At 39.3% G+C, this 26768-nt stretch carries 27 protein-coding genes; all 27 read right to left on the reverse strand.

All coding sequences use genetic code 11. The features are described 5' to 3' along the window. Positions 1-186: 186 nt before the first annotated feature. The 27 genes from KFO35_RS00270 to KFO35_RS00400 all read right to left on the reverse strand — a co-directional run bounded on the left by KFO35_RS00270 (position 187) and on the right by KFO35_RS00400 (position 26759). On the reverse strand, positions 187-1233 hold the full coding sequence (locus KFO35_RS00270; protein ID WP_002306568.1) for a lysylphosphatidylglycerol synthase transmembrane domain-containing protein: 1047 nt from the start codon (positions 1231-1233) through the stop codon (positions 187-189). A 10-nt stretch (positions 1234-1243) separates the two neighbouring features. Continuing rightward, positions 1244-1516, reverse strand: coding sequence for a DUF1294 domain-containing protein (locus KFO35_RS00275; RefSeq protein WP_002306567.1), 273 nt, complete (start codon positions 1514-1516; stop codon positions 1244-1246). 34 nt (positions 1517-1550) lie between these two features. After that, positions 1551-2459: a diacylglycerol/lipid kinase family protein gene (locus tag KFO35_RS00280; protein ID WP_070703591.1), complete on the reverse strand. Its 909-nt coding sequence runs from the start codon at positions 2457-2459 to the stop codon at positions 1551-1553. 130 nt (positions 2460-2589) lie between these two features. Next, complete coding sequence (gene pepT, locus KFO35_RS00285) at positions 2590-3822, reverse strand: peptidase T (RefSeq protein WP_002291957.1); 1233 nt, start codon at positions 3820-3822, stop codon at positions 2590-2592. A gap of 13 nt (positions 3823-3835) precedes the next feature. Further along, entirely contained in the window at positions 3836-4957 is a 1122-nt protein-coding gene (locus KFO35_RS00290; RefSeq protein WP_002313706.1) for a Nif3-like dinuclear metal center hexameric protein, read from the reverse strand. Next, complete coding sequence (locus tag KFO35_RS00295) at positions 4954-5655, reverse strand: tRNA (adenine(22)-N(1))-methyltransferase (RefSeq protein ID WP_002309061.1); 702 nt, start codon at positions 5653-5655, stop codon at positions 4954-4956. Before KFO35_RS00295 ends, KFO35_RS00290 begins: the two co-directional genes overlap by 4 nt. 142 nt (positions 5656-5797) lie before the next feature. Then, entirely contained in the window at positions 5798-6238 is a 441-nt protein-coding gene (locus tag KFO35_RS00300; protein WP_002291962.1) for a hypothetical protein, read from the reverse strand. A 128-nt stretch (positions 6239-6366) separates the two neighbouring features. After that, a complete protein-coding gene (gene dnaI, locus KFO35_RS00305) occupies positions 6367-7293 on the reverse strand; it encodes a primosomal protein DnaI (RefSeq protein ID WP_002306563.1) in 927 nt (308 codons plus the stop codon). Continuing rightward, entirely contained in the window at positions 7293-8666 is a 1374-nt protein-coding gene (locus tag KFO35_RS00310; protein ID WP_002314882.1) for a replication initiation and membrane attachment family protein, read from the reverse strand. The genes dnaI and KFO35_RS00310 overlap by 1 nt, the downstream gene beginning before the upstream one ends. A 22-nt stretch (positions 8667-8688) precedes the next feature. Further along, complete coding sequence (nrdR, locus tag KFO35_RS00315) at positions 8689-9204, reverse strand: transcriptional regulator NrdR (RefSeq protein WP_002324940.1); 516 nt, start codon at positions 9202-9204, stop codon at positions 8689-8691. Between the two features lie 313 nt (positions 9205-9517). Then, positions 9518-9850, reverse strand: a complete 333-nt coding sequence (locus KFO35_RS00320; protein ID WP_002291968.1) for a hypothetical protein — start codon at positions 9848-9850, stop codon at positions 9518-9520. 51 nt (positions 9851-9901) lie between these two features. Then, on the reverse strand, positions 9902-10531 hold the full coding sequence (gene coaE / locus KFO35_RS00325) for a dephospho-CoA kinase (protein WP_002291970.1): 630 nt from the start codon (positions 10529-10531) through the stop codon (positions 9902-9904). Further along, on the reverse strand, positions 10495-11331 hold the full coding sequence (gene mutM, locus KFO35_RS00330; protein WP_002314881.1) for a DNA-formamidopyrimidine glycosylase: 837 nt from the start codon (positions 11329-11331) through the stop codon (positions 10495-10497). The genes coaE and mutM overlap by 37 nt, the downstream gene beginning before the upstream one ends. A gap of 44 nt (positions 11332-11375) precedes the next feature. After that, positions 11376-14021, reverse strand: a complete 2646-nt coding sequence (gene polA, locus KFO35_RS00335) for a DNA polymerase I (RefSeq protein ID WP_002314880.1) — start codon at positions 14019-14021, stop codon at positions 11376-11378. Between the two features lie 125 nt (positions 14022-14146). Beyond that, the gene (locus tag KFO35_RS00340; RefSeq protein ID WP_002306560.1) at positions 14147-14830 is read right to left on the reverse strand and encodes a Bax inhibitor-1/YccA family protein; all 684 of its coding nucleotides are present in this window, start codon (positions 14828-14830) and stop codon (positions 14147-14149) included. Beyond that, complete coding sequence (locus KFO35_RS00345) at positions 14823-15308, reverse strand: MaoC/PaaZ C-terminal domain-containing protein (protein WP_002291977.1); 486 nt, start codon at positions 15306-15308, stop codon at positions 14823-14825. The genes KFO35_RS00340 and KFO35_RS00345 overlap by 8 nt, the downstream gene beginning before the upstream one ends. 427 nt (positions 15309-15735) lie before the next feature. Next, on the reverse strand, positions 15736-17070 hold the full coding sequence (murC, locus tag KFO35_RS00350; RefSeq protein WP_002291978.1) for a UDP-N-acetylmuramate--L-alanine ligase: 1335 nt from the start codon (positions 17068-17070) through the stop codon (positions 15736-15738). Positions 17071-17200: 130 nt separating this feature from the next. Next, positions 17201-17962, reverse strand: coding sequence for a YdcF family protein (locus KFO35_RS00355; RefSeq protein ID WP_002314879.1), 762 nt, complete (start codon positions 17960-17962; stop codon positions 17201-17203). Positions 17963-17989: 27 nt separating this feature from the next. Then, positions 17990-18460 (reverse strand): SprT family protein, encoded by a 471-nt coding sequence (locus KFO35_RS00360; RefSeq protein WP_002306555.1) that lies wholly within the window; start codon positions 18458-18460, stop codon positions 17990-17992. A 19-nt stretch (positions 18461-18479) separates the two neighbouring features. Beyond that, complete coding sequence (locus KFO35_RS00365) at positions 18480-20660, reverse strand: Tex family protein (protein WP_070703695.1); 2181 nt, start codon at positions 20658-20660, stop codon at positions 18480-18482. A 143-nt stretch (positions 20661-20803) separates the two neighbouring features. Continuing rightward, on the reverse strand, positions 20804-21535 hold the full coding sequence (locus tag KFO35_RS00370; RefSeq protein ID WP_002291986.1) for a metallophosphoesterase family protein: 732 nt from the start codon (positions 21533-21535) through the stop codon (positions 20804-20806). A gap of 68 nt (positions 21536-21603) precedes the next feature. Then, entirely contained in the window at positions 21604-22545 is a 942-nt protein-coding gene (gene trhO, locus KFO35_RS00375) for an oxygen-dependent tRNA uridine(34) hydroxylase TrhO (RefSeq protein ID WP_002314877.1), read from the reverse strand. Between the two features lie 177 nt (positions 22546-22722). Further along, positions 22723-23091, reverse strand: coding sequence for a VOC family protein (locus tag KFO35_RS00380; RefSeq protein WP_002314876.1), 369 nt, complete (start codon positions 23089-23091; stop codon positions 22723-22725). Between the two features lie 270 nt (positions 23092-23361). Next, on the reverse strand, positions 23362-24753 hold the full coding sequence (locus tag KFO35_RS00385) for an L-cystine transporter (protein ID WP_156271796.1): 1392 nt from the start codon (positions 24751-24753) through the stop codon (positions 23362-23364). Between the two features lie 211 nt (positions 24754-24964). Continuing rightward, entirely contained in the window at positions 24965-25351 is a 387-nt protein-coding gene (locus tag KFO35_RS00390) for a DUF1149 family protein (protein ID WP_002291995.1), read from the reverse strand. A gap of 55 nt (positions 25352-25406) precedes the next feature. Further along, positions 25407-26030: an HAD-IA family hydrolase gene (locus KFO35_RS00395; protein ID WP_002306550.1), complete on the reverse strand. Its 624-nt coding sequence runs from the start codon at positions 26028-26030 to the stop codon at positions 25407-25409. A gap of 60 nt (positions 26031-26090) precedes the next feature. Further along, positions 26091-26759: a 2,3-bisphosphoglycerate-dependent phosphoglycerate mutase gene (locus tag KFO35_RS00400; protein ID WP_002309053.1), complete on the reverse strand. Its 669-nt coding sequence runs from the start codon at positions 26757-26759 to the stop codon at positions 26091-26093. Positions 26760-26768 lie beyond the last annotated feature (9 nt).

The raw sequence follows: 26768 nt of genomic DNA on the forward strand, positions 1-26768 counted from the left end.
TATCTCTTTGGTCAATTTTGGTCAAAATATACACATGTTTTTTTGACTTTTTTTCTCGTCTTATATAAATCTTAAAAAAACAAAATTGATTGTATACATACAAAAAAAGAGCAAAACAAACGTAAAATTATCTTACCCATAACGTTTTTCTTTGATTTGATAAAAAGGGTAGATCTTATAAAAGACCTACCCTTGATTTTCTTTATTCTCTTTTTTTACTTCTATTATTTCTTCTTTGATCACTCTTCGCCGTTCAGCAATCACATACACAAATCCATAGAGAAATGGCAAGATAAAGGAACTGAAACGATACAACAAAAGCGAAGAAACTGCGTCAACTGTTCCGACAACTGGTCTAAACAATAACAAGTAGACAAATTCAAAGGAGCCAATACCAGCTGGCGTAGGAATAACCCCTGAAAGCACTACTGCAAAGCTGATAAACGAAATGGTCAGTAGAAAATCTATTTTAGGATGGTTTTCAATCAGAATCAAATAGGGAAGTACATACCAAAATACAAGTTTCAACATATTCCATAGATAAATACGCAATAGCGCAGTCCTGTCTTGGATAATGGTTTGGACCGTTTCCCTTAAAGAGTAGATCTGCTGATTACATGTATCCACCCATTTTCGCAAACGCTCACTCTTAAATAACTTATTCGATAAGCTGACAAAAAATATTTGGACATTCAGACTGATGGACATTACCAATAAAAAGGCAACAATCACGATCGTCAAAAGAATTCCAGCAATAATAAACCAGATCATTGACGGACTATTAGAATAAAAAAGAGAGAATTGGATGAGCAAGCCAGCTAACGCATAGGTAATCACTGCAAGTTTGTACATGATCATATGGAGTGCTGTCACTCCTGCTCCCTGAGACAGTTTCATTCCTTTTTTATTATAAAAATAAATTTCCGAGATCAATGTTCCTGTACCAAACGAAACGATTCGGTAAAACGCAATATAGCTAGAGGTCAAGAACCCATCTTTCGTTGTAAAATTCGGCGCGAAAGGTTCAGCAATTTCTTTGATTGAGCGCCCTTCAGCGATTTGGTAAACTGTCCCTAATATAACAGTGGCTGCCAAAACGACAACACTGGTAGACATTAATTCGGCAAAGATATCTGCAAATGATTGATTGATTAAATAATAAATAATAGCAAAAATCGCAATCAGCAAAAGCAGATTCAGAATGATTTTAATTTTCGTTCCTTTAGATGACATCTCCTGCTCCTTAATGGAAAAAATAAATGAGAATCAAATCAACAAGCACACCCGCAGTGAATCCTACGGTAAACTTTTTTTTCCTTGTTTTATGATGAAAAACTTTCCGAGAAATCAATCCTCCCAAACCACCGCCTAACAGACTGACAAATATCAAGTTATTTTCAGGTACACGCCAGCCGCCATTTCGAGCCTGATGTTTATCATATCCCATCAGACAAAATAAATAAAAATTTACAATGAATAGATAAAACCACAAAGGATTGTGCAACAATACATCCATTATTCTTCTTCCAACTTTCTATTAACTACTATTTCTAAGCTTGTTCTTCTTTTTTTGGTGAATAAACTGCTAATCCTTTTGATACAACAGATAATTCAACTGGAAGATCATCTGTCGTGTCTCCATCTGTCCGAGTGCCAACAGATTTTTCCTTTGCTTTGATTTTCATGCGTTTGGCTGTGAAATAAGTGATGCCAGGTATCGTATAGAATTTTCCTCTCATGATTCTAGGCAAATAAAAAATAAATCGGAAAATATCTAAGGAAGGTACGATCGTTACATGGAATTTTCCATCATCTGGGGTCGCTGAATCGTCGAAATTTGTAAAGCCGCCCACGGAGTTAGACATCGTGACTGTCAATAACTGAGATTTTCCTTTCCAATGCTCCTCGTCTGTTTCTAAATCCAAATGATATTTTTTCTTCTTCAGCAATAACTTAAAGAATTTCTTGATAAAAATCCACGAGCCATAACGCTGTTTTTCTTCTTGACTGATCCAAACTGCTGTATTGGCTAAGATACCGATTGTCAGTGTAGAGATAATGACTGCATCATTGACTTGGCCATAGTCTATTTTTCGGACATTTCCTTCTAGAATCACGTCAGCAGCCTCTTCTTTCTTCAATGGAATCTCAAGGACACGTGCGAGATTATTGACTGTTCCACCTGGAAGTAATCCGATATGATACTGAGATAACGTTTGCTGGAACGCTTGGACGATATGATGGATCGTTCCGTCCCCTCCTATGATCACTAGAGTATCGGCTCCTATAGCTTCTGCTTTCTTGACTAAATCCGCATGGTCAATCGACGGGCCAGTTTCAGCTAAATCTACAAATAATTCTGGTTGCTTTTCTTTTACATAATCTTGAAACCAGCGTGCTAATTTCTCCCCCTCATCTTTCCCTGAACTTTTGTTATAAAAAACTAGCAGCTTTTTCATTCTTTACCTCCTATTTACTCTTCAAAAAAGAGGGCGGGACAATCCATTCCATTGTCCTGCCCTTTAGCCTTAGACAGATGACATTCCATCATCGGACGAACGCCTTGTCATAAGCTGTTCTTTTTCGATTTTAACTCTTTGTGTTCAATTCTGCAATTTTAACAATCACATCTGTTGCTTTTTCCATTACTTGTAAAGAAACAAATTCGAATCGACCGTGCATATTTTCTCCTCCGGCAAATAGATTTGGCGTCGGAATACCCATGTAAGAGATTTTTGAACCATCTGTTCCTCCGCGGACTGGTTCGATCACTGGAGAGATCCCAAGCTCGATCATTGCTTGTTTCGCTAATTCCACGATGCTCATATCTTTTTCGATGATTTCTTTCATGTTGTAATATTGATCATACATATCTACTTTGATTCGTTCTTGATCAAATCGTTGATTCAATTCTTCTTGGATATGTGTGATTTGTGCTTTGCGTGCTTCGAATTTTTCACGATCATGATCGCGAATGATATAACTCATAGAAGCTTCTTCAGGATTCCCATTCAATGCCATCAAATGGAAGAAACCTTCGTATCCTTCTGTTTTTTCTGGAACTTCATCGGCTGGAAGCTGATTATGAAAATCAATGGCCAGCTGTAAAGCATTGATCATCGTATCTTTTGCCGTCCCTGGATGTACATTTTTCCCTTGGATCGTGATATTTGCTTGAGCAGCGCTGAATGTTTCATACTGCAATTCACCTAAAGGACCGCCGTCGACTGTATAAGCAAAATCCACATTGAATTGCTCAACATCGAATTTATCCGCTCCGACACCGATTTCTTCATCAGGTCCAAAAGCTACTTTGATGGTACCATGAGGGATAGAAGGATTATTGATCAAGATCTCCATTGCAGTCATGATTTCCGCAATCCCTGATTTGTCATCTGCTCCCAGTAAAGTACTGCCATCTGTAGTGATCAACGTGTGGCCTTCATAATTTTTCAAATTTGGGAAATCTTTTGTATTCAACGTGTAACGTTCTTCCGCATCTAGTACGATCGTAGACTCTCCATCATAGTTTTCAATGATTTGTGGATTGACTCCTACTGCATTAAAGTCTGCTGTATCCATGTGGGAAATAAATCCAATGGAACGCACTTCATGATCGACATTGCTTGGTAATGTTCCCATAACGAATCCATTGTCTTCATTATAGAAAACATCTGATAAACCTAACTCTTCTAATTCTTTTTTCAATTCTTGTGCAAAAGCAACTTGTGTCTGAGTCGATGGGGTCGTTTTGCTTGTTGCATCGGAGCGTGTTTCTGTTTTGACATACCGTAAAAAACGTGGCAAAAGATTTTCGTACATAGTATTCTCTCCTTTAATTAAATTGAAATGGGTTTGTATTCGTTTCAGAAACGAAAAAGTCAATATCCCAATTTTCTTCTTGTTTCCAAGTCTCAAATTTCTCGATGAACCGTTCCTTACATAACGATTCAATATAATGTCCGGGATCAATTGCAATCAACCCGGCGCTTTGCATATCATGAGCCGTATGATAATAGATGTCTCCGGTGATATAGACGTCTGCTCTTTGAGCGATTGCTTGCGGATAAAATTTTTCGCCGCTTCCACCGCAAATCGCAATACGCTTGATGGATGATTTTGTTTTTTGAGGCTGAACGATTCTCAGTCCTTCTAATTGGAAAACTTTTTTTACTTGTTCCACAAATGTTTCTAAGGGGATTTCTTGCGGTAATTCACCTATTCGACCTAGCCCAAACTTTTCGACTGGTTCATCAATTGCGAAAAGATCGTACGCAGGTTCTTCATAAGGATGAACCGATTGCATGGCATCAATCACTTGTTTTTCGATTGTTTCGGGCAAAATAACCTCGACTTTTGCTTCTTGGACTTGTTCTGCCTTCCCTACTTTCCCAATCGCTGGTTGTGCACCAACATTCGGAGTAAATCGACCGTGTCCAATCGAGGTAAAACTTGTACCGGTATAATCGCCTTGCGTACCAGCACCAGCTGCAGCTAATGCTTCCCGCATTTTCTGTGCATGATCCACAGGTACATAAACCGCCAGTTTTTTATAATGGATTTCATGAGTCTTCACTAAATAACTCTCCACTTCAATACCAAGCAGTTCGCAAAACCAGTCATTCAGTCCGTCCCAAATAATATCCATATTCGTGTGTGCCGCATAAACGGCAATATCATGTTTCAACAGATCTGCATACATTTTTTCTTGCGGCTGATCAGTAGTCAGCCGTTTTACAGGGCGAAAGATTGGGGGATGTTTAGCAATCAGCAGATCGATTTTTTTCTCGATTGCTTCTTCGACCACTTCTGGGCGAACATCTAATGTCATCATTACCCGTTGAATCGGTTTATCTAATGTTCCAATATGCAGTCCGACTGGGTCTCCTTCTTCAGCTAGCCATTGAGGACAATAGCTCTCAAACTTTTGGATGAAGGTACGTCCGCTTATTGTCATATCTCTAAAACCTCCTCAATCATTTGGATTTCCTGTTCGATTTGTTTTTGACGTGCCTCTTGATTAGCTGCTTGTTTGAGCTGTTCACGGATAGCTTTTCTTTGTTGAAGCTCTCTTGTCCATTTTGATTTGAAGATCTCACTTTTCTCTTCGAGCAGAAATGGTCCGAACATCAGCTCCATTTCGTTGTAAGTAACTGGTTTTTGTTCTTTTTCGGCTACAATAATTTCATATATTTTTTTGTTTTCTTCAAGTATTTTTTCTGATTGGATTTTGTATTGATTTTCTTGCAGCCATGATCGTAACGTACGCTCTCCGATATTTGGCTGAAGGATCAAACGTTCTTGTCCACTTAGGCGTTGATGCAACTTGCCAGCTTCTAGGATCTCTCGGATCAGCGAACCTCCCATACCCGCGATCGTGACAGCCGTTATAGCATCTTGCGGTTGGATCGCATCTAGACCATTTGCAAGACGTACAGTGATACGGTCTTCCAATCCATCTTTTTGGACTTGCTTACGTGCTGATTCATAAGGACCTTGAACGACTTCACCTGCAACTGCATATTTGATTTTTCCTTTTAGCATCAATGCAACAGGTAAGTATGCGTGATCTGATCCAATGTCTGCTAAACGAGCAGATTCAGGAACAAATTCACCAACTGCCGCTAAGCGCTGAGATAAATCTAAATGGTTCATAGCTTCACTCCTTCTAGGTAATTATAGCATTTTCCATATAAAATAAGGAGACTAGGAATAAAAAAATTCCCAGATCTCCTTAAAAATTATACCTTTTTGTTCTATAAAACAACATTTTCTTATTTTTGAAAAATGTTGTTAATTATTTGTTCAATGAAATATCAATGATCGAATCTCCAGGCACTTGTGGTGGGATAGACATCGTCATGATCGGCATCTCAACTAATGTAAATTGGACTTTGTCACCGATTTTCAGTTCATCTATGTCCACGCTTATTTTTTCAGCAGTAGCATTCAAAATCACTCCGTCATTGCTGAATGATGTCCCCATATTCGCTGGATCTTCTTTGGCCATGACATCGACGAGTTTCAGTTGAATCGTTTCTTCTTCCGCTTCTACTTGAGTGATGCTTTCAATCGTTCCTACAAATATGCTTTGTCCCTCCGTTTTCGTACTGCTTGTTTTTATTGTTTGACCCGCATCAATCGAATCAAGAGAACCTGTGTTGCTGTCTGCACTACCGCATCCTGCTAAAATAAAAAATAGACCAACTACATATATACTAGAAAAAATAGCCCTCATAAAAAATCCTCCGTTTAAGTTTTTGCACTACTTGTTGCGGTGATTGTCTCCGGTCATTTCTGTCCATGTAAAGATTCGCTGACCTGCTTTTACTCCTTGGTCAAATATCAGTTGGACTTATCAACTGTTCAACCATTGCGGCGGTTGCGACCAGTCATTTCGATTTCTTTTGTCAAATAACGTATGCGTTCCATTATGCGTTTTGCTTTCAGCGGCTCTTCATCTCCACGTTGAGTGACGGACAAATGCTGTTCCAATTCATCCATTGTGAAATTTGATGAGAAGAAGGTCGGTAGCTGTTCCTGCATCCGATATTGAAGGATGACGCCAAATACTTCATCCCGTATCCAACTGCTCATCGCGTCTGCACCAATATCGTCAATCATTAAAATGGGGGAACGCTTCACTGCATCTAGCTTTTCTGCCACTTGATCTTTTCCGATTGCCTGTTTCATCTCAACGGCAAACGTCGGAAAGTGGACTAATGTCGTGGTGAATCCAGCAATCGCTAGTTCTCTCGCTGTTGCTCCTAATAAGTATGTTTTTCCAATACCAAAACTCCCCACCAAATAAAGACCTTTATGATACCCTTTTGGATCTGCAGTATATTTCTCTACGAAATCTAGGGCTTCCAAGCTTGCATATCCTCGTCCATCTGTACGCTCAAAGTTTTCAAAAGATGCTGATTGAATATCTTTTGGCATATCCATTGCTTTTACTCGGCTTCTAATTTCTTCTTGTCTTTGCCGAGCTAACAATGCTTCTGTTGGTACATAAGTGACATCCACATAATGAAAATTCAACGTCAACTTCGGCTCGTATCCTGGAGCGATCATCGTTGGATCGTTTTTTTGATATTTACGCTTTTCTTGCACGAACTCATACAATTTGGCGTAGCTTTTTTCAATATCCGCTTGTGTCAGTTCTTCTTGGTGTGCACTTAGAAAAGCTTGAACATCCGTATCATTTAGGACGTCAGCAATCATTTCAGCATATTTTTCTTGATAATTACGTTTGCTGATGATCCTCTTCAATTCTTTGCCTACGTCTTCCATTAGATGTCACCCTCCTTTTTCGCCAGGTATTCTTTAAAACGGCGGTCAATCTCTGCTTTTTTCTCACTACTGATCTGTTTTTCATCTTTTGGCTGGTTGACCCAATCAGGAAGCTTTTCCCGCCGAACATTTCGCTTGCCGTTTGGATAATTTGTTTGCTTTTTTTGTTTTGATTGTTTTGCTTGATTGCTTATTTGCCGAATATGCTGAATCGCTTCTTCTGCTGTGGCGATTTTCTTTTGTGCCCATTCATTTGCCACTGTATTCACATAACTAGCATTTAAGCTAGCATTATTTTTGATCACCAATACATAATTCAGCAAAACATTGATCACACTGCTGGAAAGACCTGATTGAGAAACAAGGTCTTGCAGTAACCAAGTTTCTTGTTTAGAAACATATCCGCCTTTTTCTGACTTGATTGCTTCCAGATATTTCATCGGCGGAATGCTCTGTGCTTCTTTTATCAACTGAAGCGCTGCATTTGTCAAATGTTCGTTCGTCGGAGATTCATTGCTATTTTCAGCAACAGCTACTGTTTCCTTTATTTGCTTCACTGGTCGTCTCTGCATTGCCAAAACAGCTTTTTGCAGCTCCTTCATGGATACCTTTTGTTCACTAAAATCATAAGATTGACTGATGAGTTCACCAAGAGTTAGTTCATCGAATCCATAAAGGTGATGATACATGTCGACTTGTTTGATGATTGAATCATCAAGAACAGTCATATGTTTTTTTGCCAGCCAATCATTCAAAAATTGCCAATCGAATGTCGAATCTGTTTCAAGTAATGCTACTGGCTCAGATTCTTCAAAAGATTTATTCAGTGATTCGATGTTTTCTTGATTAGCAGCGTATACTGCTTCATTGAAGCGATAAACATCTAAAAATTTTTTCGTGATTTTTTGATATCCCTCTGTTGTATGCCTTTTAGGTTCAAACAACTGAGTAAGCTTCTGGAATCGTCGTTCACCAACTTTTTCCAAAAGAAGAAATGCCAGAACAGAATCTTTGAAAAATGCTTTAGGAATGAGTGGCTCTAACAACTCATAAATAAAACGAGGCCCCAGATCGCTATCTTCTTTAAAATAAACATCCAGTAAGCCGATTCCTTCCAGCTTTTTTCTTGCATCATAAAATTGAGGGATCCCGTAGCCTAGACTACTGAGTAAATCTGCATGCATCCCTTCAGGACCTTCACCAGATTCTTGCGAGATCTCTGATAACAGAGTGAAATAGATACTCAAGGCTTCTCCGCCGATCAGTGGCTGATAAAGATACAGCAACGCGTTCTTGCTGTCTTCCCTCAGCGGAGCTTCTTTTCTTCCTTGGTAAATATTTTTTGGTTGAAGCTCTTTCCAAGCATTTTCCAAGGAAATGCCTCCTTTTTGTTTCTTAATTGTTTTCTTTATTATTCTCTTTATTATTCTCTTTATTATTCTCTTTATTATTTTCTTTTGCTTTATCCACGATATCTTGCAGCTCTTTTAAGAAAACAGACATATCTTTGAACTGGCGATAAACACTGGCAAAACGGATATACGCGATTTCATCTAAATCGACTAAATCCTCCATCACATATTCACCAATCAGATTCGTTGATACTTCGTTTTCCCCAAGACTGCGTACGCGGTTTTCGACATGGTTGACGATTTGTTCCATTTGCTCCATAGCTACAGGTCTTTTTTCTGCTGAGCGGATGAGTCCTCTTAAAATTTTATCGCGATTGAATTCTTCGCGTTCCCCGTTTTTCTTGATGACTAATAACGGAGCAGCTTCAATTCGTTCAAAAGTAGTGAAGCGGAACGAACAATTCTCACATTCGCGACGGCGACGGATCGCACGTCCATCATCTGCTTGACGGCTGTCGATTACTCGTGAATTATTATGTTGACATCTGGGACATCTCATTTTGTCTCACCTCTTGCATCGCATTTTTATATAAAGGATGTGTCTTTCTTTACAACTAGTTGTATTATAACACGAAACAAATCACAAACGCGACTGTCCTACCCAAAAAAACACGGATATAAGAACAATTTTTTCTGTTTTCATGCGTAATTATGTCCCCTTTCCTAATTCAATTTCAATTTTCCAGTACTGATGACCTTGATTGCTGAGAAATGACTCGCCCAAAAGCTGATTTAGTCGGCTAGCACAAAAAACTTGAAGCAGATGAACATCTTATCATCTGCTTCAAGTCACATCTCTATTTCTTATTGTTTTATAACTTCTCTTCGATTCCTGTATAGTGTTTCATTCGTTGTTCCTCGATTTTTTGTTCATCAGGAATGTGTTCACTTTCTGGGAGCGGTGTCTTACTACGATCAGGTACCGGATTTTTTCGTTCTTGAGTCAAATCTTGCTGTTTCGCTTCTTTTTCTGCCTGCTGGTCTTCTATTTCATCGATTCTTGCTTGGTACTGCTTTTCTTTCTCTTCTGCTGTTTCTGATTGCGTACGACCTTCATCGATTAGATTTTCTTTATTGAGTATTTCGCCGATTTTTTCTTTTGCGTTACCTACGACTTTATCCTTTTGGTTTTTAAATGATCCCATCGCTATCCCTCGCTTTCTATATACTCAGGATAGCAAACTTGACACAGATACTCAAAGAAAGCGATTAGCTGAAAGCCAATTTTCGATTTGTTCCACAAGTTCCTCTTTTGTTCCGTTGTTGTCAAACAAAATATCCGCACGCTGCTTTTTTTCTTCGATTGGAAGTTGACTGCTAATTCTCTGCTGTGCTTGTTCTAGTGTTAGTTGATTACGTTTCATCAAGCGTCTGAGTTGAATATCTGGCGTGGTATAAACGACAGCTACTGCATCCATATAGTGGTCATAATGACCTTCATAGAGCAATGGGATATCTACAATTACTAAAGGATGATGGGAACTTAGATAGGCGATTTGATCTTTTATCGCTTTTCGGATAAACGGATCTAATAGCTGATCAAGTTTTTGTCGTTTCTCCTTTGATGGAAAAACAATCATCCCAAGTTTTCCTCGATCTAGCTGACCATCAGACTGCAATATCTCTTGGCCAAACACGGACACAACCTTCCTCAGAGCAAGCGTTCCAGGCTCAACAGTTTCTCTAGCAATCACGTCACCATCGATCAAAGGAAATCCATGAGACTGAAAGACTTTGGCTGCCGTACTTTTGCCAGTAGCTATTCCGCCCGTCAAACCTAAAACAAAGCCTACTTTTCGATTTTCAGCCTTTGACAATTCGGACAATAGTGAGTCCCCCTTTGTGCCACTTTTATTTTCACGATCGGTGTCCCACAACGTATACATGGTTTGCCAGTTTGCTGATAGACATGCAGTGCGACTTGGAATCCGCCTGATTCTCCTAATGCATTCAAATAGCTGCGAATCGTGGTACCTCCGGCTTCTATTGCACGATTCAAAACATCAATGATCGATAGACGTAATTGTTCTATCTCTTTTGGACATAATGTATTCGCCGGTTGTTCTGGATGAATCTTCGCTTCCCATAATGCTTCGTCTACATAAATATTACCTAGTCCCGTTACTAGACGTTGATCTAGCAGTAAAGGCTTGATTGCTTTGTGCGATTTTTTCAGTCCAGCTGCAAAATCTGCTAATAAAAAGCTGTCAGGCAATGGCTCAGGTCCTAATTTCATGATTCCTCGGTAAGTTGCACTTGCTCCTTTTTCGACAATTGTCATACGACCAAATTTTCGTACATCGTTGTAGCGAAGTTGGCTCCCGTCCTCAAAAAAGAAAAGTACATGCGTATGTTTATCGATTGGTGTATTTTCTTTCGTGAATTGATATTTTCCTTCCATTCGCAAATGTGAGATCAGTTCATAATGATCGAGATGAAAAATCAAAAACTTCCCTCTACGTCCAATGGATTGGATGGTTTCGCCAACAAGAGAAGCCTCAAAGAGGGGCGTCTCTGGTTGCTCAATGATCTTGGGCCACAAGACCTGCACTTTCTGAATCGTTTTTCCTACTACTAACCGTTCCAATCCTTTACGAACGGTTTCTACTTCTGGTAATTCTGGCATTTTTTCTTTTCACCTTCATTATATTGCTCTGTCTTAAACAATGTTTATTTTGCTTCGTACCACGTTTTTCCCCAACTGCTGTCAGTGATCAGTGGTACATGGAGAGAAACAGCTTGTTCCATAACTTTCTTCACCAATTTATCTAATGATTCAAGTTCTTTTTCAGGTACCTCGAAGACAAGTTCATCATGAACTTGTAACAGCATCGTAGCTTGAAGACCTGTTTCTTTTAATCGTTTATCCAATTCAATCATCGCGATTTTCAAAATATCAGCAGCACTTCCTTGAATTGGTGTATTGATAGCTGTTCGTTCCGCAAAAGAACGGATATTGTAATTTCTTGAATTGATGTCTGGCAAATATCGTCGGCGGTGATACAGCGTTTCGACGTAGCCTTGATCTTTTGCTTCGCGTACGATTCTTTCCATATATTCTTTGACACCTGGGTATTTTTCAAAGTACGTATCGATGTATTGCTGTGCTGCTTTTCGGCTGATGCCTAAATTTTGTGAAAGTCCGTAATCAGAGATGCCATACACGATACCAAAATTCACTGCTTTTGCCTGCCGACGCATATTTGGTGTGACATCCTCTGCCTTTTCGATTCCAAATACGCGCATCGCTGTGCTGGCATGGATATCTTGACCTTCTAGGAAGGCAGCTTTCAAATGTTCATCATTTGAGATATGCGCAAGTACGCGTAACTCGATTTGTGAATAGTCAGAAGAATAAATCAACCAGTCTTTTTCTCTCGGAACAAATGCCTGACGTATCTTTCTCCCTTCATCTAATCGAATCGGGATGTTCTGCAAATTAGGATCAACAGAGCTTAATCGTCCTGTTTGGGTCAATGTCTGGACATAACGGGTATGCACTTTTCCATCTGATTGGATCACTTTCAGCAGTCCCTCGACATAGGTAGATTGAATTTTTGCGATTTGACGATAGGTTAGGATATCCTCTACGATTGGTGCTTGTTCACGAAGCTGTTCCAGTACATCTACGGCTGTGGAGTACCCAGTTTTTGTTTTTTTGATAACGGGTAATCCCATTTTTTCAAATAAGATCACTCCTAATTGCTTTGGTGAATTCAAATTGAATTCTTCGCCGGCTTCTTCGTAGATTTTTTGTTCGATCTCTCTTAAGCGAGCAGAAAACTCGCCCTTCATTTCTTGTAAGCGAGTCGCATCTACTTTGATCCCGCTTATTTCCATCTCTGCCAAAATGATAGACAATGGCAGTTCCATTTTCCGGAAAAGATCTTCTTGGTTTTTATCTGCCAGTTCTTGGCTCAATTTTGGTGTTAACGCATTAATTGCAGCTACTTTTCGCGCTAAATGAGCAAAAAAGAGTTCCTCTTCTTCTGGTAAACCTTTTTTCGCCCCTTTGCCGTATACAGTTTCATCTGATTGGATATCGTTGTATCCGTAATGTGCAGCTATTCCTTCGATATCTGTGCTTTTTTCATTCGTATCGAGAAGGTATGCACCTAGCAAGACATCAAAATCGATTCCTTTCGTTTTTCCAGTATAGCGATTTAAAGCAACATAAGTTCGTTTCGCATCATATACTTTTTTCAATCGGGTCGGATCAGTGATCCAAGAATGGAACGCTTGGTTTTCGAATACAGACAGATCATTCGTGACATAGATTTTCTTTTCTGTCCCCCACGCTACTCCGACGATTTCCTCTGTATGGTAATTGTCGCCCATCATTTCCACGTACAGTGCCATATCCGTAGTAAACATTTCCTCTTTAAATTCATGCACGACTTCAAATAAAATATCATCCATTTTTACTTCTTCTTCAACGATATTCAGTTTAGAAAGGAACTGATTGAAATCCATTTCTTTATAAAATGGAACGAGTTTATCGAGATTTTTCCCTTCATACTTCAATGAGTCGATAGAGACCTCCACAGGGGCTGAAGTATTGATGGTCGCCAATTTCTTCGATAAGAACGCTTGCTCTTTGTCATTTATCAGATTTTCTTTCATTTTGCTTTGCTTCATTTCATCAATATGCTCATAGATTCCTTCGACTGAGCCATATTGTTTCAATAGCTTGATAGCTGTTTTTTCACCAATTTTAGTCACACCTGGGATATTGTCAGAGGCATCTCCGGCTAGTCCCTTCATGTCAATAATCTGTTTTGGTATCAATCCATCATATTTTTCCGCCACATGTTCTGGTGTATAACTTTCGATATCGCTGACACCTTTTACAGTGATATCCACTTTTACTTCTTTACTAGCTAATTGAGTCAAATCCCGATCACCGGAAAGTACGACGACATCAAATTGATTTTTATCTACTTTTTCTGCCAAAGTACCGATAATATCATCCGCTTCATAATTGGGCAATTCGTAATACTGTACACCTAATCCCGTCAACAAATCACGGATATATGGCATTTGTTCTTTGAATTCGCCTGGTGTTTTAGATCTTCCTCCTTTGTACTCCGCATACATTTCTGTCCGAAAGGTCGTTTTTCCTGCATCGAACGCAACCAGAACATGCGTCGGTTGCTCTTTTTGCATAACATTTTCAAACATCGTATTGAATGCATAGATTGCATTTGTATGAAGACCGTTTCTGTTTTTGAAACGTTCAAGGGAATTGTGCAGCGCAAAGAATGCGCGAAAAGCCACACTGTTCCCATCAACGAGTAATAATTTATTTTTTGTCATTTTCTTAACTCCTTACTGTAAAGTTCTTATTCATTCTAACAAAGAATCATGCGGAATGCGAAAAGAAAAAGCGGGACCATACCAAATATTTTGGTATAGCCCCAACTGATCAATTTTTTCCTTTTTTAGTTGTTCCGTCCAAAGATTCTTAAAAACGCCAAGAACAAATTGATAAAGTCTAAATACAGCTTCAATGCCATAAATACAGCAATGCCACTATGTGCTGTTCCATTTGTCTGGACATAGATATTACGAATGCTTTGGTTATCATAAGCTGTGATCCCTGCAAAGATGACGACTAAAAGCAGTGAGATGAACAGCTCAACTGCGCTACTTCTCAAAATGAAGATGTTCAAGACTAGTGCAATGATCACTCCGATCAAAGCAGCCTGTCCTGCTCTTCCGACCCCGCTAAGATCTCGTTTTGTTGTCACTCCGACAACAGACATCCCCATGAACATCAAGGTAGCTGTCAAGAAAGCTTGTGTTACTGTTCCAATATCGTAGAATGCAAGAGTAACTGCTAATGTTACGCCATTCAAAAGAGAGTAGGCAATGAATCCACCGATCGCTAAGCTCGGATTCTTTTGTGCTTTTACGCCTAGAACCATTACCAAAATCAGTTCAACGATCCACAGACCCATAAAGCCTAATGGAAAGTTATTGATAAAAGTTGCTAGTTGTAAAGGAAATACCCAAAGAGCCAAGTAAGAAGTGACTGCACTAAGGGCAAGCCCCATACCTAAAAAACCATAAACTTTTGCATAAAAACGATTGATGCCTGACATTGATGTACTTGGATTATTCATTTAATTCACCTTCACTTTCGATTGCTATTTCCAATTCAGGAACTTGTGGCGGTTGGACCATAACAACAGCATCCAACACACGATCTTCGTTCGTGTTTTCCGCTTCTACAGAAATCGTCACCACGTCCTTCATCTTATCTACTTTTATGACCTCAAACTGAAAAGTCAGTGTTTCATAATGGAAAACCGGTTCAATAAAATTGACAGAAAAATTGACAACATGTGATCCTGGTCCAGGAAGATGCTTTGAAATTGCACTTGTGATGATCCCCATCAGCATCACTGATGGAACGATTGGCTGATGATATTCTGTTTTTTGTGCAAAGTCATGTTGGATATACAAAGGATTTGCATCATTCGTCAATCCCAAATACAGCAAAAGCTGGTTATCTTCAATAGATTCTGTTAAAGATAACGAGTCGCCTTCCTCGATTTCATTTATTGTTTTTCCTAGTTTTCTCGGCTTACCTATGTTCAAGATAGAAACCCTCCAGTTTATTTTTAATCATACATTATTGTACCAAAAGCAGCGCAAAAGGCAAGTTTTGCTCCTTTGATTTAACAGATTCCTATAGTTTAAAGAGGTCGTGAAAAAGCTGTCCTGCATCAAGTAATAAGAACAGCCAAGAAAAACAGCTTCTCATGTTTTTGATTTGGCTGGGCTTATTACCGCAGATGCAAGCTTTTGAACGCCGTTTATCTGAGGTCGTGAAAAAGCTGTCCTGCATCAAGTAATAAGAATAGTCAAGAAAAAACAGCTTCTCATGTTTTTGATTTGGCTAGGCTTATTACCGCAGATGCAAGCTTTTGAACGCCGTTTATCAAAAGTTGTAAAAAAGGGAGCATGACAAGAATTTTGCCACTCTCCCTCTTTCTTATTTTATAAGGACACTGCAGTAATTGTATTACAGTACATTTTTCGTCGTGCTGCTTAAAAGTTTTTCATACGCTTGTTCAAATTTTTGAACATCTCCAGCACCCATGAAGATTACTACTGCATCATGATAATCTAATAATGGAGATACATTATTTTCTTTGATGACTTCTCCACCTTTTTTGATTTTCGCTCCAAGGTCTTCGATCTTAACGTTTCCTTGTTCTTCCCGAGCCGAACCAAAAATATCGCATAAGTAAACTTTATCAGCTAAATCAAGGGCTTCTGCAAATTCATCCATCAATGCAATCGTACGCGTAAACGTATGAGGTTGGAAAACTGCAATTATTTCTTTATCTGGATATTTTTGGCGTGCGCCATCAATGGTTGCTTTGATTTCTGCAGGGTGATGCGCATAATCATCGACTACGGTCATGTCTGCTACGATTTTTTCACTGAATCGACGTTTTACTCCTGGGAAAGTCAGCATTTCTTCCGCAACTTCTTTCAGATCCAGTTTTTCGAAATACGCGACTGCAATAACACCTAAAGCATTTAAAATATTGTGTTTGCCGAATGCCGGTACAGTGAAATGTCCAACAAATTCATCCCCATGATAGACATCAAAAGCAGAACCGGATGTTGTACGTTCGATGTTTCGTGCTTGGATATCATCATTTTCTGTGACACCATAATAATAAATCGGCACATCTGCTTCTAATTTGCGTAAATAAGCGTCGTCACCGTACGCAAAAATAGCTTTTTTCACTTGTCCAGCCATTGTTTGGAAAGCTGTAAATACATCGTCGATACTTGTATAATAATCCGGATGATCAAAATCGATGTTTGTCATGATCGCATAGTCTGGTGAATAGGCAAGGAAATGACGGCGATATTCACAGGCTTCAAATGAAAAGAATTCCGCTTGCGGATCACCATGCCCTGTTCCGTCTCCAATTAGATAACTTGTTGGACGAACACCACTCAATACATGAGAGAGCAGACCAGTCGTACTTGTTTTTCCGTGAGAACCGGTTACAGCGATACTCGTATAGTTTTGGATAAAATGACCAATAAAGTCGTGATAGCGAATCACTTCCAAACCTAATTCTTTTGCTCGCTGGATTTCTTCATGTGAATCAGGAAATGCATTTCCTGCAATAATCGTCATACCTGGTTTTACATTGTCTGCGTTAAATGGCAGAATCGTGATATTTGCTTTTTCTAAATCTCTTTGTGTAAAGAAATATTTTTCAATGTCTGATCCTTGGACATTTAAACCTTGTTCATGTAAAACAAGAGCCAAGGAGCTCATTCCTGAACCTTTGATACCAACAAAATGATACAATTTATTTTGATTTTCCATTTGAATCCTCTTCTCTTATCTAGCGTCCATTCTTTTAGCTATTACATTCAACACGCTCCTCATTATCTTATAAACGATTGAAAATTTCAACCAAATTTATTTAGAAAGGAGGATTCGCCTGCTAAAAAGGTCATGTACGGGAAAAATCCGTTTTTATTGACTGTTTGATTCTTGTATAAGAAGACCAAACTTCTTCTGATATATCAATATGAGGAATAAAATCTTTTCCTTTCGGACCATAGCCATTCTCATCGTCGCGGAGTCGCTCCATTTCTCCTAACACCAGTGCATAGAAATATTCCTTCGGCCATTGATGGTTCAGTTCTTTTACTGTAAAGATGATCTCCTCAGAAAAGTGAAGGATTTCCGGTACAAATGGCACAGCATTTGCGAAAACAGTTTGTTCATTTTGCCATACTTTCTCAAAAGTTGCTCGAGTCCTGCGTTGCAGTGTCGGATCATTCATCAATAGGACTTTTTCTGGTACAGCATCTAAGGAATGAAGAATCTCCAGTGAAAAAGTGGCGTTCTCTCCAGAATTTGTAGACTTCGATTCTATCAGGAAAGCCTTATCGGGCAAATCATAGACTTCTTTTAGATACTGACGACAGATTTCACTTTCACTCATGCCTTCTTCAAAATGAAATCCTTGCTTTTCAAAATTCTCATAAAGGATCCTAGTCGCATGACCCACCCCGCCGACCAAAAACAAACGTTCTACTTGACCATTTACATACATTTGTGCTGCTTTATCAGCTAAGATAGGAAGACCGTTTCCAGCTAAAATAAGTATAGGTGCCGACAATTTCTCAAAATCTTTCTCATCAGGTGCGGCTAAAAAGGCTAATAACTGATTCCAGTCTTTTAGATTTCTCTGCTCGTTTTTTTCCAAAAACTCTTCATCCTTTCATTTGATTTTTTATACTTCATTGAGGCTTTCTCTCTTTGTCTCAATCCATTTGATTTCCCCATGACATCTTCCACAACGATATTTGTGTACATCGATTCTTCTTTTGCGGCAGATCGTGGCAGAACAATCTTGGCATTGATAATATTCGATCTTTATCTGTTTCTTCGTCAAGGCTGGCGCATAGCGCAATCCTCCTGTTTTTTTCAAAAGATACTTGAAATCCATATCTTTATGACGATATCCTCTTCCAGTTAGATGCAGATGATAATGGCAAAGTTCATGTTTGATGATTCCTGCAATTGTTTCTTTGTCTGACTCTTCAAACAGCTTTACATTAAAATCTAAATGATGATCGTTTAAATGATAGCGCCCGCCAGTTGTACGCAAGCGTGGATTGAACATTGCTTGGTGCTTGAAAGGACGCTGGAAGCTTTTTAATGATATCTCTTCTACTAACTGCTGCAGTTCTTCTTGTGTCAATTTTTGTTACTCCTCATTGTTACTCTTCATAAGGGGAAAGCATCGTCAAACTGATTCTGCCTTTTTTCGTATCAACTTGCTCTATCCAAACCGTCACGATATCTCCGACTGACACGACGTCTGTTGGATGCTTGACAAATTTTTTGCTAAGTTTTGAGATATGGACAAGTCCGTCTTGTTTCACACCGATATCGACAAATGCGCCGAAGTCGATGACGTTACGGACCGTTCCAGTCAATTCCATACCTGGTTTCAAATCTTCCATACTCAACACATCTGTACGCAATAGGGGCGCTGGCATCTCATCACGCATATCTCGTCCAGGTTTTGTCAGCCCAGCTAAAATATCGGCTAACGTTTCTTCTCCGACTGATAAGCTTTCAGCCAGTTTCTCCGCGGATAACCGTGTCAATTTTTCTACTGCTTCTTCTGTCCCAAGCTCTTTTTCTGAAAGATGGACGGTCATTAATATGTCTTTCGCAATAGAATAACTTTCGGGATGGATACCGGTGTTGTCCAAAATGTTTTTCCCGCCAGGAACTCGCAAGAAGCCGATTGCTTGTTCATATGCTTTTGGTCCTAAACGTGGCACTTTTTTCAGCTGAGTTCGTGCAGTAAATTCTCCATTTTCTTCACGATAACTGACAATGTTTTGGGCAGTCGTTTTATTCAATCCTGATATATGCTGCAAGAGCTGTGGACTAGCCGTGTTCACATCCACGCCTACTTGGTTGACCGCTGTTTCCACGACAAAATCCAATTGTTCAGCCAAACGTTTTTGAGAAACATCATGTTGGTACTGTCCTACACCGACAGCTTTAGGATCGATCTTGACTAATTCAGCTAAAGGATCTTGCAGACGACGGGCAATAGAAACAGCACTTCTTTCTTCTACTTGTAGATGCGGGAATTCTTTTCGTGCAATTTCGCTAGCAGAGTAAACAGAAGCGCCAGCTTCATTGACAATGGCATAATAGGCTTTATGGTCGGCTGATTTCAATTGTTCAGCCACAAAAAGTTCTGATTCCCGACTGGCTGTTCCATTCCCGATAGCTACCATATCTACTTGATATTGATTGATCAATTGGATAAAAGCTGGACCAGCAGCTTCCCTTTTCGCTTGTGCTGCAGGTTTATGCGGATAAATGACTTCGATTGCCAAAACTTTTCCTGTCGCATCTACGACTGCTAGTTTACATCCAGTACGATAGGCCGGATCAAATCCCAGTACGACTTTACCTTTTAGCGGCGGTTGCAACAAAAGATTGCGAAGATTTTCTCCAAAAATAGCGATGGCTTGCTCATCCGCCTTTTCAGTCAATTCATTACGCAGTTCTCGCTCGATTGCCGGCTGTATAAAGCGTTTATAACTATCTTGATAGGCTTCTCTTACAAAGGAAGAAGAAGGTGAGGCAGGATTTTTCACTAATTGGCGATCCAAGTATGCTAAAACTGCTGCTTCGTCTACTTGAAGGAATACTTTGAGAACCTCTTCTTTTTCTCCTCGATTAGTGGCCAATATCCGATGAGAAACCATTTTATGGACAGGTTCTGCAAAGTCATAATACATTTCATATACGCCTTTTTCATCTGCTTGCTCATCCTTGACTTGGCTGACATACATGCCTTTGTTATACGTATAAGACCGAATCCAAGTCCGAAACTTTGCATTATCGCTGACTTGTTCAGCAATGATCTCATGCGCACCTTGCAACGCTTCTTCAGCAGAAGAGACTTCTTTTTCTTTAGCGATATATTTTTCTGCTTCCGATTGCACCTCTCCATCTGTAAGCTGCATCAGCCACAGCGCGAGTGGTTCAAGTCCTTTTTCTTTAGCAATCGTTGCTTTTGTCCGCCGTTTCTGTTTGTATGGCCGATATAAATCTTCCACTTGTTGCATTTTTACGGATTGCGTGATTTCTGTTTCTAACTCAGGGGTCAGTTTCCCTTGTTCATCGATCAGCCGAATCACTTCGTTTTTTCGTTTTTCTAAGTTTTCAAGATATGCATACCGCTCTTCGATTTCACGAATCTGGACTTCATCAAGACTTCCCGTCATTTCTTTTCGATAACGCGCGATAAAAGGAACGGTGTTTCCTTCATTTAACAAATTAAGTACAGTCGTCAACTGCTTGGGACGATAGTCTGAAAGCTCTTTTTGTACAAGCTGAATGATTGTCTGGTTCAAATTTTCCGTCATTAAAATGCCTCTTTTCTGCTAAAAATTGCTTCTTTATTCTATCATACTTTTTATCATGGGTTAAACTGCTGAAAGAAACAATATTATCTATACAAATAAAAAGAGCCGCAACAAAGTCGCAGCTCCTTCATTCTTTCCATTTGTCAGATTCCTTGCCAAGATCCTTCATTGTTCTGATATTCAATGTCTTGAAGGATGCCTTCCTTGTCAAAAACAACCCCATGCAATGACCCTCCGAATACAGCCCCACCGTCCATTCCGATTTTATGATCCTGAATCCAGAGATCTGTTGTCTGCATATCTCCATGGAGCATTGGTGTAATCGTATGTCCAAATACAATTGTCTTACCTGTATTGTTTTTCCCTTCATGAAATGGTTCCCGTATCCAAATAAAATCGCTTGGACTTGTCTTACGCCAGTCTTTCTTTGTCAAATCCACTCCAGCATGGACAAACAGATAATTTTCCCATTCATAATACAAGGGGCGCTGGACTAAAAATTCAATCAGTTCTGGGTATCTCGATCGGATCATCATTGAGATTTCAGTCGGGGAGTATTCCTCCGACGCACCTGGGTGAAGTAGGCTTTCAAATGTTTCTTTTCCACCATTTCTGATATAAGGCGCATACCAGTCCTCCGGTGCTTGCAGAAATTGCAAAAAATATTCTTCGTGGTTGCCCCGGAGATAAATGGCTCCTGTTTCTTCGACTAATTGTTTTCCTAATAGAAAACATTCCTTTGTACGAGGTCCTCGATCATTGAGATCTCCTAATAAAACAAGCTGATGGATCGTCGGATCATAATAGTGAATAAGTTTTTCAAAAAGATCATATTTACCATGGACATCGCCAATAGCATAAATCAATGATTTCATGTGGATCACCATCCTCAACGATAGTATAGCGCATATTGGAAATGGTCGACAATCAAAACTATTGTTTTCTATTTATTTAAAGCTACAAACCGCAGTTCTGCTTCTTCCGGAGAGATTCCATGGTCTTGAACATAGCGGTTGCGTGGATGTTTCGCACACTCTACGCTACATGCTCCTAAATGTTTTTCTTCATTTTCAATAGAAGCAAGAATCTGACGATTGCACTCAGGATTGCTACAATTGATATATCGTTCACATGGTGTTCCGTCAAACCAGTCGCGACCGACGATTTGTTTATCTACTTGGTTGATATCGACAGCGATTCGTTCATCAAACACATACATCTTGCCGTCCCATAATTCTCCTTGGACTTCAGGATCCTTACCATAAGTAGCAATACCGCCATGCAGCTGTCCGACATCTTTGAATCCTTCACGGACAAGCCAACCAGAAAACTTCTCGCAACGAATACCACCAGTACAGTAGGTCACTACCCGTTTTTCCATAAATTCTTCTTTGTGCTCGCGAATCCAGTCTGGAAGCTCTCGAAAACTGCGTATATCTGGGCGTACGGCCCCTCGAAAATGCCCCAAGTCATATTCATAATCATTCCGTGCATCAATCACCACTGTCTGTTCGTCTAAAATAGCTTCTTTAAATTCTTGCGGTGAAAGATAAGCACCTGTCACTTGGTTTGGATCAATGTCCTCTTCTAGCTTTAAACTTACAAGCTCTGGACGGTATCTTACAAACATCTTCTTAAAGGCATGTCCTTCGCTTGGATCAATCTTGAACATCGTATCAGCAAATCGAGGATCAGCTTTCATTGCTTCCATATAGGCAGTCGTGTTTTCAACGGTTCCAGACACAGTACCATTTATTCCTTCTTCAGCTACTAGAATACGACCTTTAAGATCCAAAGATTTGCAAAAGGCTAAATGATTTTTGGCAAATCCCTCTGGTTCTTCTATTTTTGTATAATTGTAATAAAGCAGTACTTGATAATCCATGTATTTCTTCCTTCCTTCTTTTCGTTCCTAAACAGTATAAAGAAGGCGTTCGCATTTGACGATTTATTTGCTTGTGTATAATTACGCATGCGTTTTTTTGTTTACATAATATTATTATTTGAATTAAAAAAACTTCGCTTTCCTGTTTTGCACAGAAAAACAAAGTCTTTGTTTCTATTATTTACCTGTAACCGCAAAGTAATTGCCATCAGGATCAGCAAAGTTGAAGACATATTCTTCTCCAAGCTGTACCATATCACCTAATGTGACTGATTGCGTCTGCATTTTTTTATATAATCCAAAGATATCTTTGCTGTAAAACATCAAAGATGGGGCACTAGTAGCTGTACCAGGTGAATGGGACTCAACAAACGCTCGATCATATAACACGAATGAGGTTTGACTGTCCTCAATCCCTACTTCAATTACAAGCGCCCCATCCATTTCTTGACGATCTTTTTCCGCAAAGCCAATTGCTCTCCAAAACGCTGCATTTTTTTCTACATCGTCCACATACAGCATGATTTTTATTTCATTTGTAAACATCTGTTTCCTCCTAAACGATCTGTTCTAACATCCCCAACTTTGTCAGTTTACCATAGGAAAATGGGAAAATCTACGAAAGCTCTCAACAGATTCATCCTACTTAAATACGCTTCTCTTTAATAATAAATTAAGTTGGTTGTTTTTGTTATTCCGACTTTCACTTTTCGGAATAAATATTTTGTACTTATATGGAATGAATAAAAAAACATACTAAGAGAGGAGAACCTCATTTATCAATGATGTTCCCCTCTAATCTTAGTATGTTTTTAACTATGCATTCACATCGATCACTTTTGAATCATCATTGATGACATCGCGATCTAAATCTTTGATGCGTGCACTTGTCACGATACCAGCTACCATGCTACCGCTGACGTTTACTGCTGTGCGTGCCATATCGATTAATGGTTCAACAGAGATAACTAACCCAACGATTGCTACTGGCAAGTTCATTGCCCCTAAAACGATCAGTGAAGCAAATGTTGCACCACCGCCGACTCCGGCTACACCAAAAGAGCTGATTGTTACAATCGCCACAAGCATCAAAATAAATTCCAAACTAAAGACATTCACTCCAGCCGCTGGTGCGACGATCGTTGCCAACATAGCTGGATAAACACCAGCACAGCCGTTTTGTCCAATAGATAAACCAAAACTTGCTGAGAAGTTAGCTGTTGCATCGTCTACTCCTAAAGCTTTTGTCTGAGTCTCGATGTTCAATGGCAAGGCTCCGGCACTTGAACGTGAAGTAAACGCAAAGCTCAATACTGGAAAAGCTTTTTTGAAATAGTTGATTGGATTGACTTTGGCACCAATCAAAATCAGTGAGTGGACAATTAAAACAGCCAGCAATGCTACGTAAGATGCAACGACAAATTTACCTAAATTGAAGATAGCTGCAAAATCACTTGTTGCCAAAACGTTTGTCATCAAAGCAAATACCCCATATGGTGTCAAACGCAGAACAAGCGTCACGATCCGCATAATGATTTTATACAGACTGTCGACTAGATCTGAAAAGAATGCTGCTTCTTTTGGCGCTTTTCTTTTCACCCCTAGATAAGCGATACCGACAAAGGCTGCAAAAATAACGACTCCAATCGTACTAGTTGCACGGCTACCTGCTAAATCAGCAAATACGTTTTTAGGGATAAAGGATAAAATCTGCTGCGGAATCGATAAGTTTTCAACCGTTTCCTGACGTGTCGCCAATTCAGAGATCCGTGCTGTTTCTGCTGCTCCTTGTGTGAATTTAGCTCCTTGAAGACCGAACAGCATCGTTGAACCGATTCCGATCAATGCTGCAATAGCTGTTGTACCAAGTAAAGAAGTCAGTACAGTTGCACTGATTTTCCCCAGCTTTTCAGAAACTTTCATTTTTGTGAATGCACCAATGATCGAAATGAACACTAGAGGCATAACTAGCATTTGCAAGAATGATACATACCCTTGTCCTACGATCCCGATCCATTCCATTGATTGAGTAACGACTTTGTCTTCTACCCCAAAGATCAATTGAAGCAGACCGCCAAAGACGATACCAACTACTAATGCTGTAAAGACGCGTGTTGAAAATTTTGTATGGCGCTTTTGCATACGATAGAACACATATAATAATGCCGCAAAAACTAGAACCACTAAAACTGTGATGAGTGTTGTCATTTTTCTCCTCCTCATATTATTAATGACAAGTCCATCGAAGGAAGTAAAGGTTCCCGAGAATGATTCTTCAACCATCCTCCTGAAAAATTTTTTTCAGTGACTTTTATATTTTAGACGATTTTTATCGAAATGACATTCTTTTTGCTTACAATTAGTAATAAAAAAAAATGCCTGTGATAGATTAAAACTATCGCAGGCATGTTTTTACTGTCTATTCTTGTTTTTCTGATTGAAAATTCAATTTTACCCCAGGCTGATCCAAGGCGATCTCTGTCACCTCATAAGACATCCGGCGTACGATATCGAATAAAGGTGCTACTAGTTCGTCCACTTCTTCTTGTGTGACATCATTTTGACCTTCAATTTTCCGATTGAGGATATGATTGATCTGACTCACACTTCCAGATAAAACATATGTATCAAACACTAAACGGAACTCTAAGCGTGCTCCTACGATGCTATGTTCTTTCGGATAGTTTTCGATCGTTTCTTTCAAAGGCGAGAAGCCCACTTTCAAATCTGTTTCTACTTCTTGGTTCGGTAATCTCATATCATAATGAAATGCTTCTACTACTTCTTTTTGTCTTCTGATTTCCATATAATTTTATCACTCCTTTATAAAAATTATAACATATCTCCTTTGTAAGGGGATACTATTTTTTTACGTTACTCTGCAAGGATAGGATTTCATTCAAATTTCCTACCACATAATCTGCAGGAATCTCTCCCAGAAAATGATCGATATCGTAAAGACAAGTAACGACTCCTGCGTTTTTCCCTGCTTCAATATCTAAACGGCGATCGCCGATCATCATCGTGTCTGTTCTTTCTAAATGAAAAGTCTCAATCAAATACTTTAAAGATGCTGGATCCGGTTTACGAGGAAAATCCTGATCAATCCCTACTACTTCCTCAATCAGATGGGCTAATTGATACTCTTTCAGCAGTTCCCATGTCGATTCTGTCAAACGGTGGGTCAAGATGAAGTGACGTCCTCCATTGATTTTTAGCCTTTCAAGTACTTGTTTCGTTTCTGGAAATGGACGGGAAGCTTCCTTGCTTTTTTTCTCATACCGATGAAACCATTCATTAAACTCATTGGCGTCCAAATTTGATTCATTGATCAAATAACTGGTGGAATATTTTTTCATTTTGAAGTAGATCTCTTTTTTGTCCATATTGATACCAAAATCTTTTAGAGCTTGCTGAGCACCATCTACCATTGCGGGATACGTATCAAACAATGTCCCATCAAAGTCCCATATATAATTTCTCACGTTTTTTGTTCCATTCCTTTGCTTCTTTTTTCTATCTTTCATTATAGATAAATACGTTGATTAAAGTATTGTTTTCTCTAGAATCGTCAAATCGTCTGTTAATGTATATTGGATTGGTTGTGCGTTCGGGATATCAATTGTATCCATTTGATCCTCAGGAACATTTTCTAAATATTTTGTCAGTGCTCGGATGCTATTCCCATGACCCACAACTAGTAAATCTTTCCGATCTTTCAGTTTTGGTGCTAGTTGATCTTGCCACAAAGGAATGATCCGATTCACTGTCATTTCTAGACTTTCTCCGTACGGAATCAAATGTGGATCCAAATGATCATATCTGCGGTCAAATCGGTTTTCTGCGGTTAGCGGCGGAACTTCTGTATATCCTCTGCGCCATTTCTTTACTTGATCTTTTCCGTATATTTCTTTCATCTGATCCTTGTTTTTACCAACAAGATCCCCATAGTGCCGTTCATTCAGACGCCATGTTTTTACTATAGGAAGCCACAACTGCCCCATTTCTTCTAGTGCGACTTGACCGGTAAGAATCGCGCGTTTTAAAACAGAGGTGTAAACCGCATCGAATTGAAGACCGGCTTCATACATTTTTTGACCGGCTACTGCTGCTTGTTCTTTTCCTTTTTCTGTTAAGGCGACATCTAGCCACCCTGTCCAGTAATTTTCAAAATTTGCTTCGCTTTCGCCATGACGCAATAATACTAATTTCATTTTTTTCTC

The organism is Enterococcus lactis (assembly GCF_015751045.1).
Classification (GTDB): domain Bacteria; phylum Bacillota; class Bacilli; order Lactobacillales; family Enterococcaceae; genus Enterococcus_B; species Enterococcus_B lactis.

Coding starts and splice junctions, on each gene's coding strand:
- KFO35_RS00270 (WP_002306568.1), bottom strand. CDS start 1,233: ATGTCATCTAAAGGAACGAAAATTAAAATCATTCTGAATCTGCTTTTG.
- KFO35_RS00275 (WP_002306567.1), bottom strand. CDS start 1,516: ATGGATGTATTGTTGCACAATCCTTTGTGGTTTTATCTATTCATTGTA.
- KFO35_RS00280 (WP_070703591.1), bottom strand. CDS start 2,459: ATGAAAAAGCTGCTAGTTTTTTATAACAAAAGTTCAGGGAAAGATGAG.
- pepT (WP_002291957.1), bottom strand. CDS start 3,822: ATGTACGAAAATCTTTTGCCACGTTTTTTACGGTATGTCAAAACAGAA.
- KFO35_RS00290 (WP_002313706.1), bottom strand. CDS start 4,957: ATGACAATAAGCGGACGTACCTTCATCCAAAAGTTTGAGAGCTATTGT.
- KFO35_RS00295 (WP_002309061.1), bottom strand. CDS start 5,655: ATGAACCATTTAGATTTATCTCAGCGCTTAGCGGCAGTTGGTGAATTT.
- KFO35_RS00300 (WP_002291962.1), bottom strand. CDS start 6,238: ATGAGGGCTATTTTTTCTAGTATATATGTAGTTGGTCTATTTTTTATT.
- dnaI (WP_002306563.1), bottom strand. CDS start 7,293: ATGGAAGACGTAGGCAAAGAATTGAAGAGGATCATCAGCAAACGTAAT.
- nrdR (WP_002324940.1), bottom strand. CDS start 9,204: ATGAGATGTCCCAGATGTCAACATAATAATTCACGAGTAATCGACAGC.
- KFO35_RS00320 (WP_002291968.1), bottom strand. CDS start 9,850: ATGGGATCATTTAAAAACCAAAAGGATAAAGTCGTAGGTAACGCAAAA.
- mutM (WP_002314881.1), bottom strand. CDS start 11,331: ATGCCAGAATTACCAGAAGTAGAAACCGTTCGTAAAGGATTGGAACGG.
- polA (WP_002314880.1), bottom strand. CDS start 14,021: ATGACAAAAAATAAATTATTACTCGTTGATGGGAACAGTGTGGCTTTT.
- KFO35_RS00340 (WP_002306560.1), bottom strand. CDS start 14,830: ATGAATAATCCAAGTACATCAATGTCAGGCATCAATCGTTTTTATGCA.
- murC (WP_002291978.1), bottom strand. CDS start 17,070: ATGGAAAATCAAAATAAATTGTATCATTTTGTTGGTATCAAAGGTTCA.
- KFO35_RS00365 (WP_070703695.1), bottom strand. CDS start 20,660: ATGACGGAAAATTTGAACCAGACAATCATTCAGCTTGTACAAAAAGAG.
- KFO35_RS00370 (WP_002291986.1), bottom strand. CDS start 21,535: ATGAAATCATTGATTTATGCTATTGGCGATGTCCATGGTAAATATGAT.
- trhO (WP_002314877.1), bottom strand. CDS start 22,545: ATGGATTATCAAGTACTGCTTTATTACAATTATACAAAAATAGAAGAA.
- KFO35_RS00380 (WP_002314876.1), bottom strand. CDS start 23,091: ATGTTTACAAATGAAATAAAAATCATGCTGTATGTGGACGATGTAGAA.
- KFO35_RS00385 (WP_156271796.1), bottom strand. CDS start 24,753: ATGACAACACTCATCACAGTTTTAGTGGTTCTAGTTTTTGCGGCATTA.
- KFO35_RS00390 (WP_002291995.1), bottom strand. CDS start 25,351: ATGGAAATCAGAAGACAAAAAGAAGTAGTAGAAGCATTTCATTATGAT.
- KFO35_RS00400 (WP_002309053.1), bottom strand. CDS start 26,759: ATGAAATTAGTATTATTGCGTCATGGCGAAAGCGAAGCAAATTTTGAA.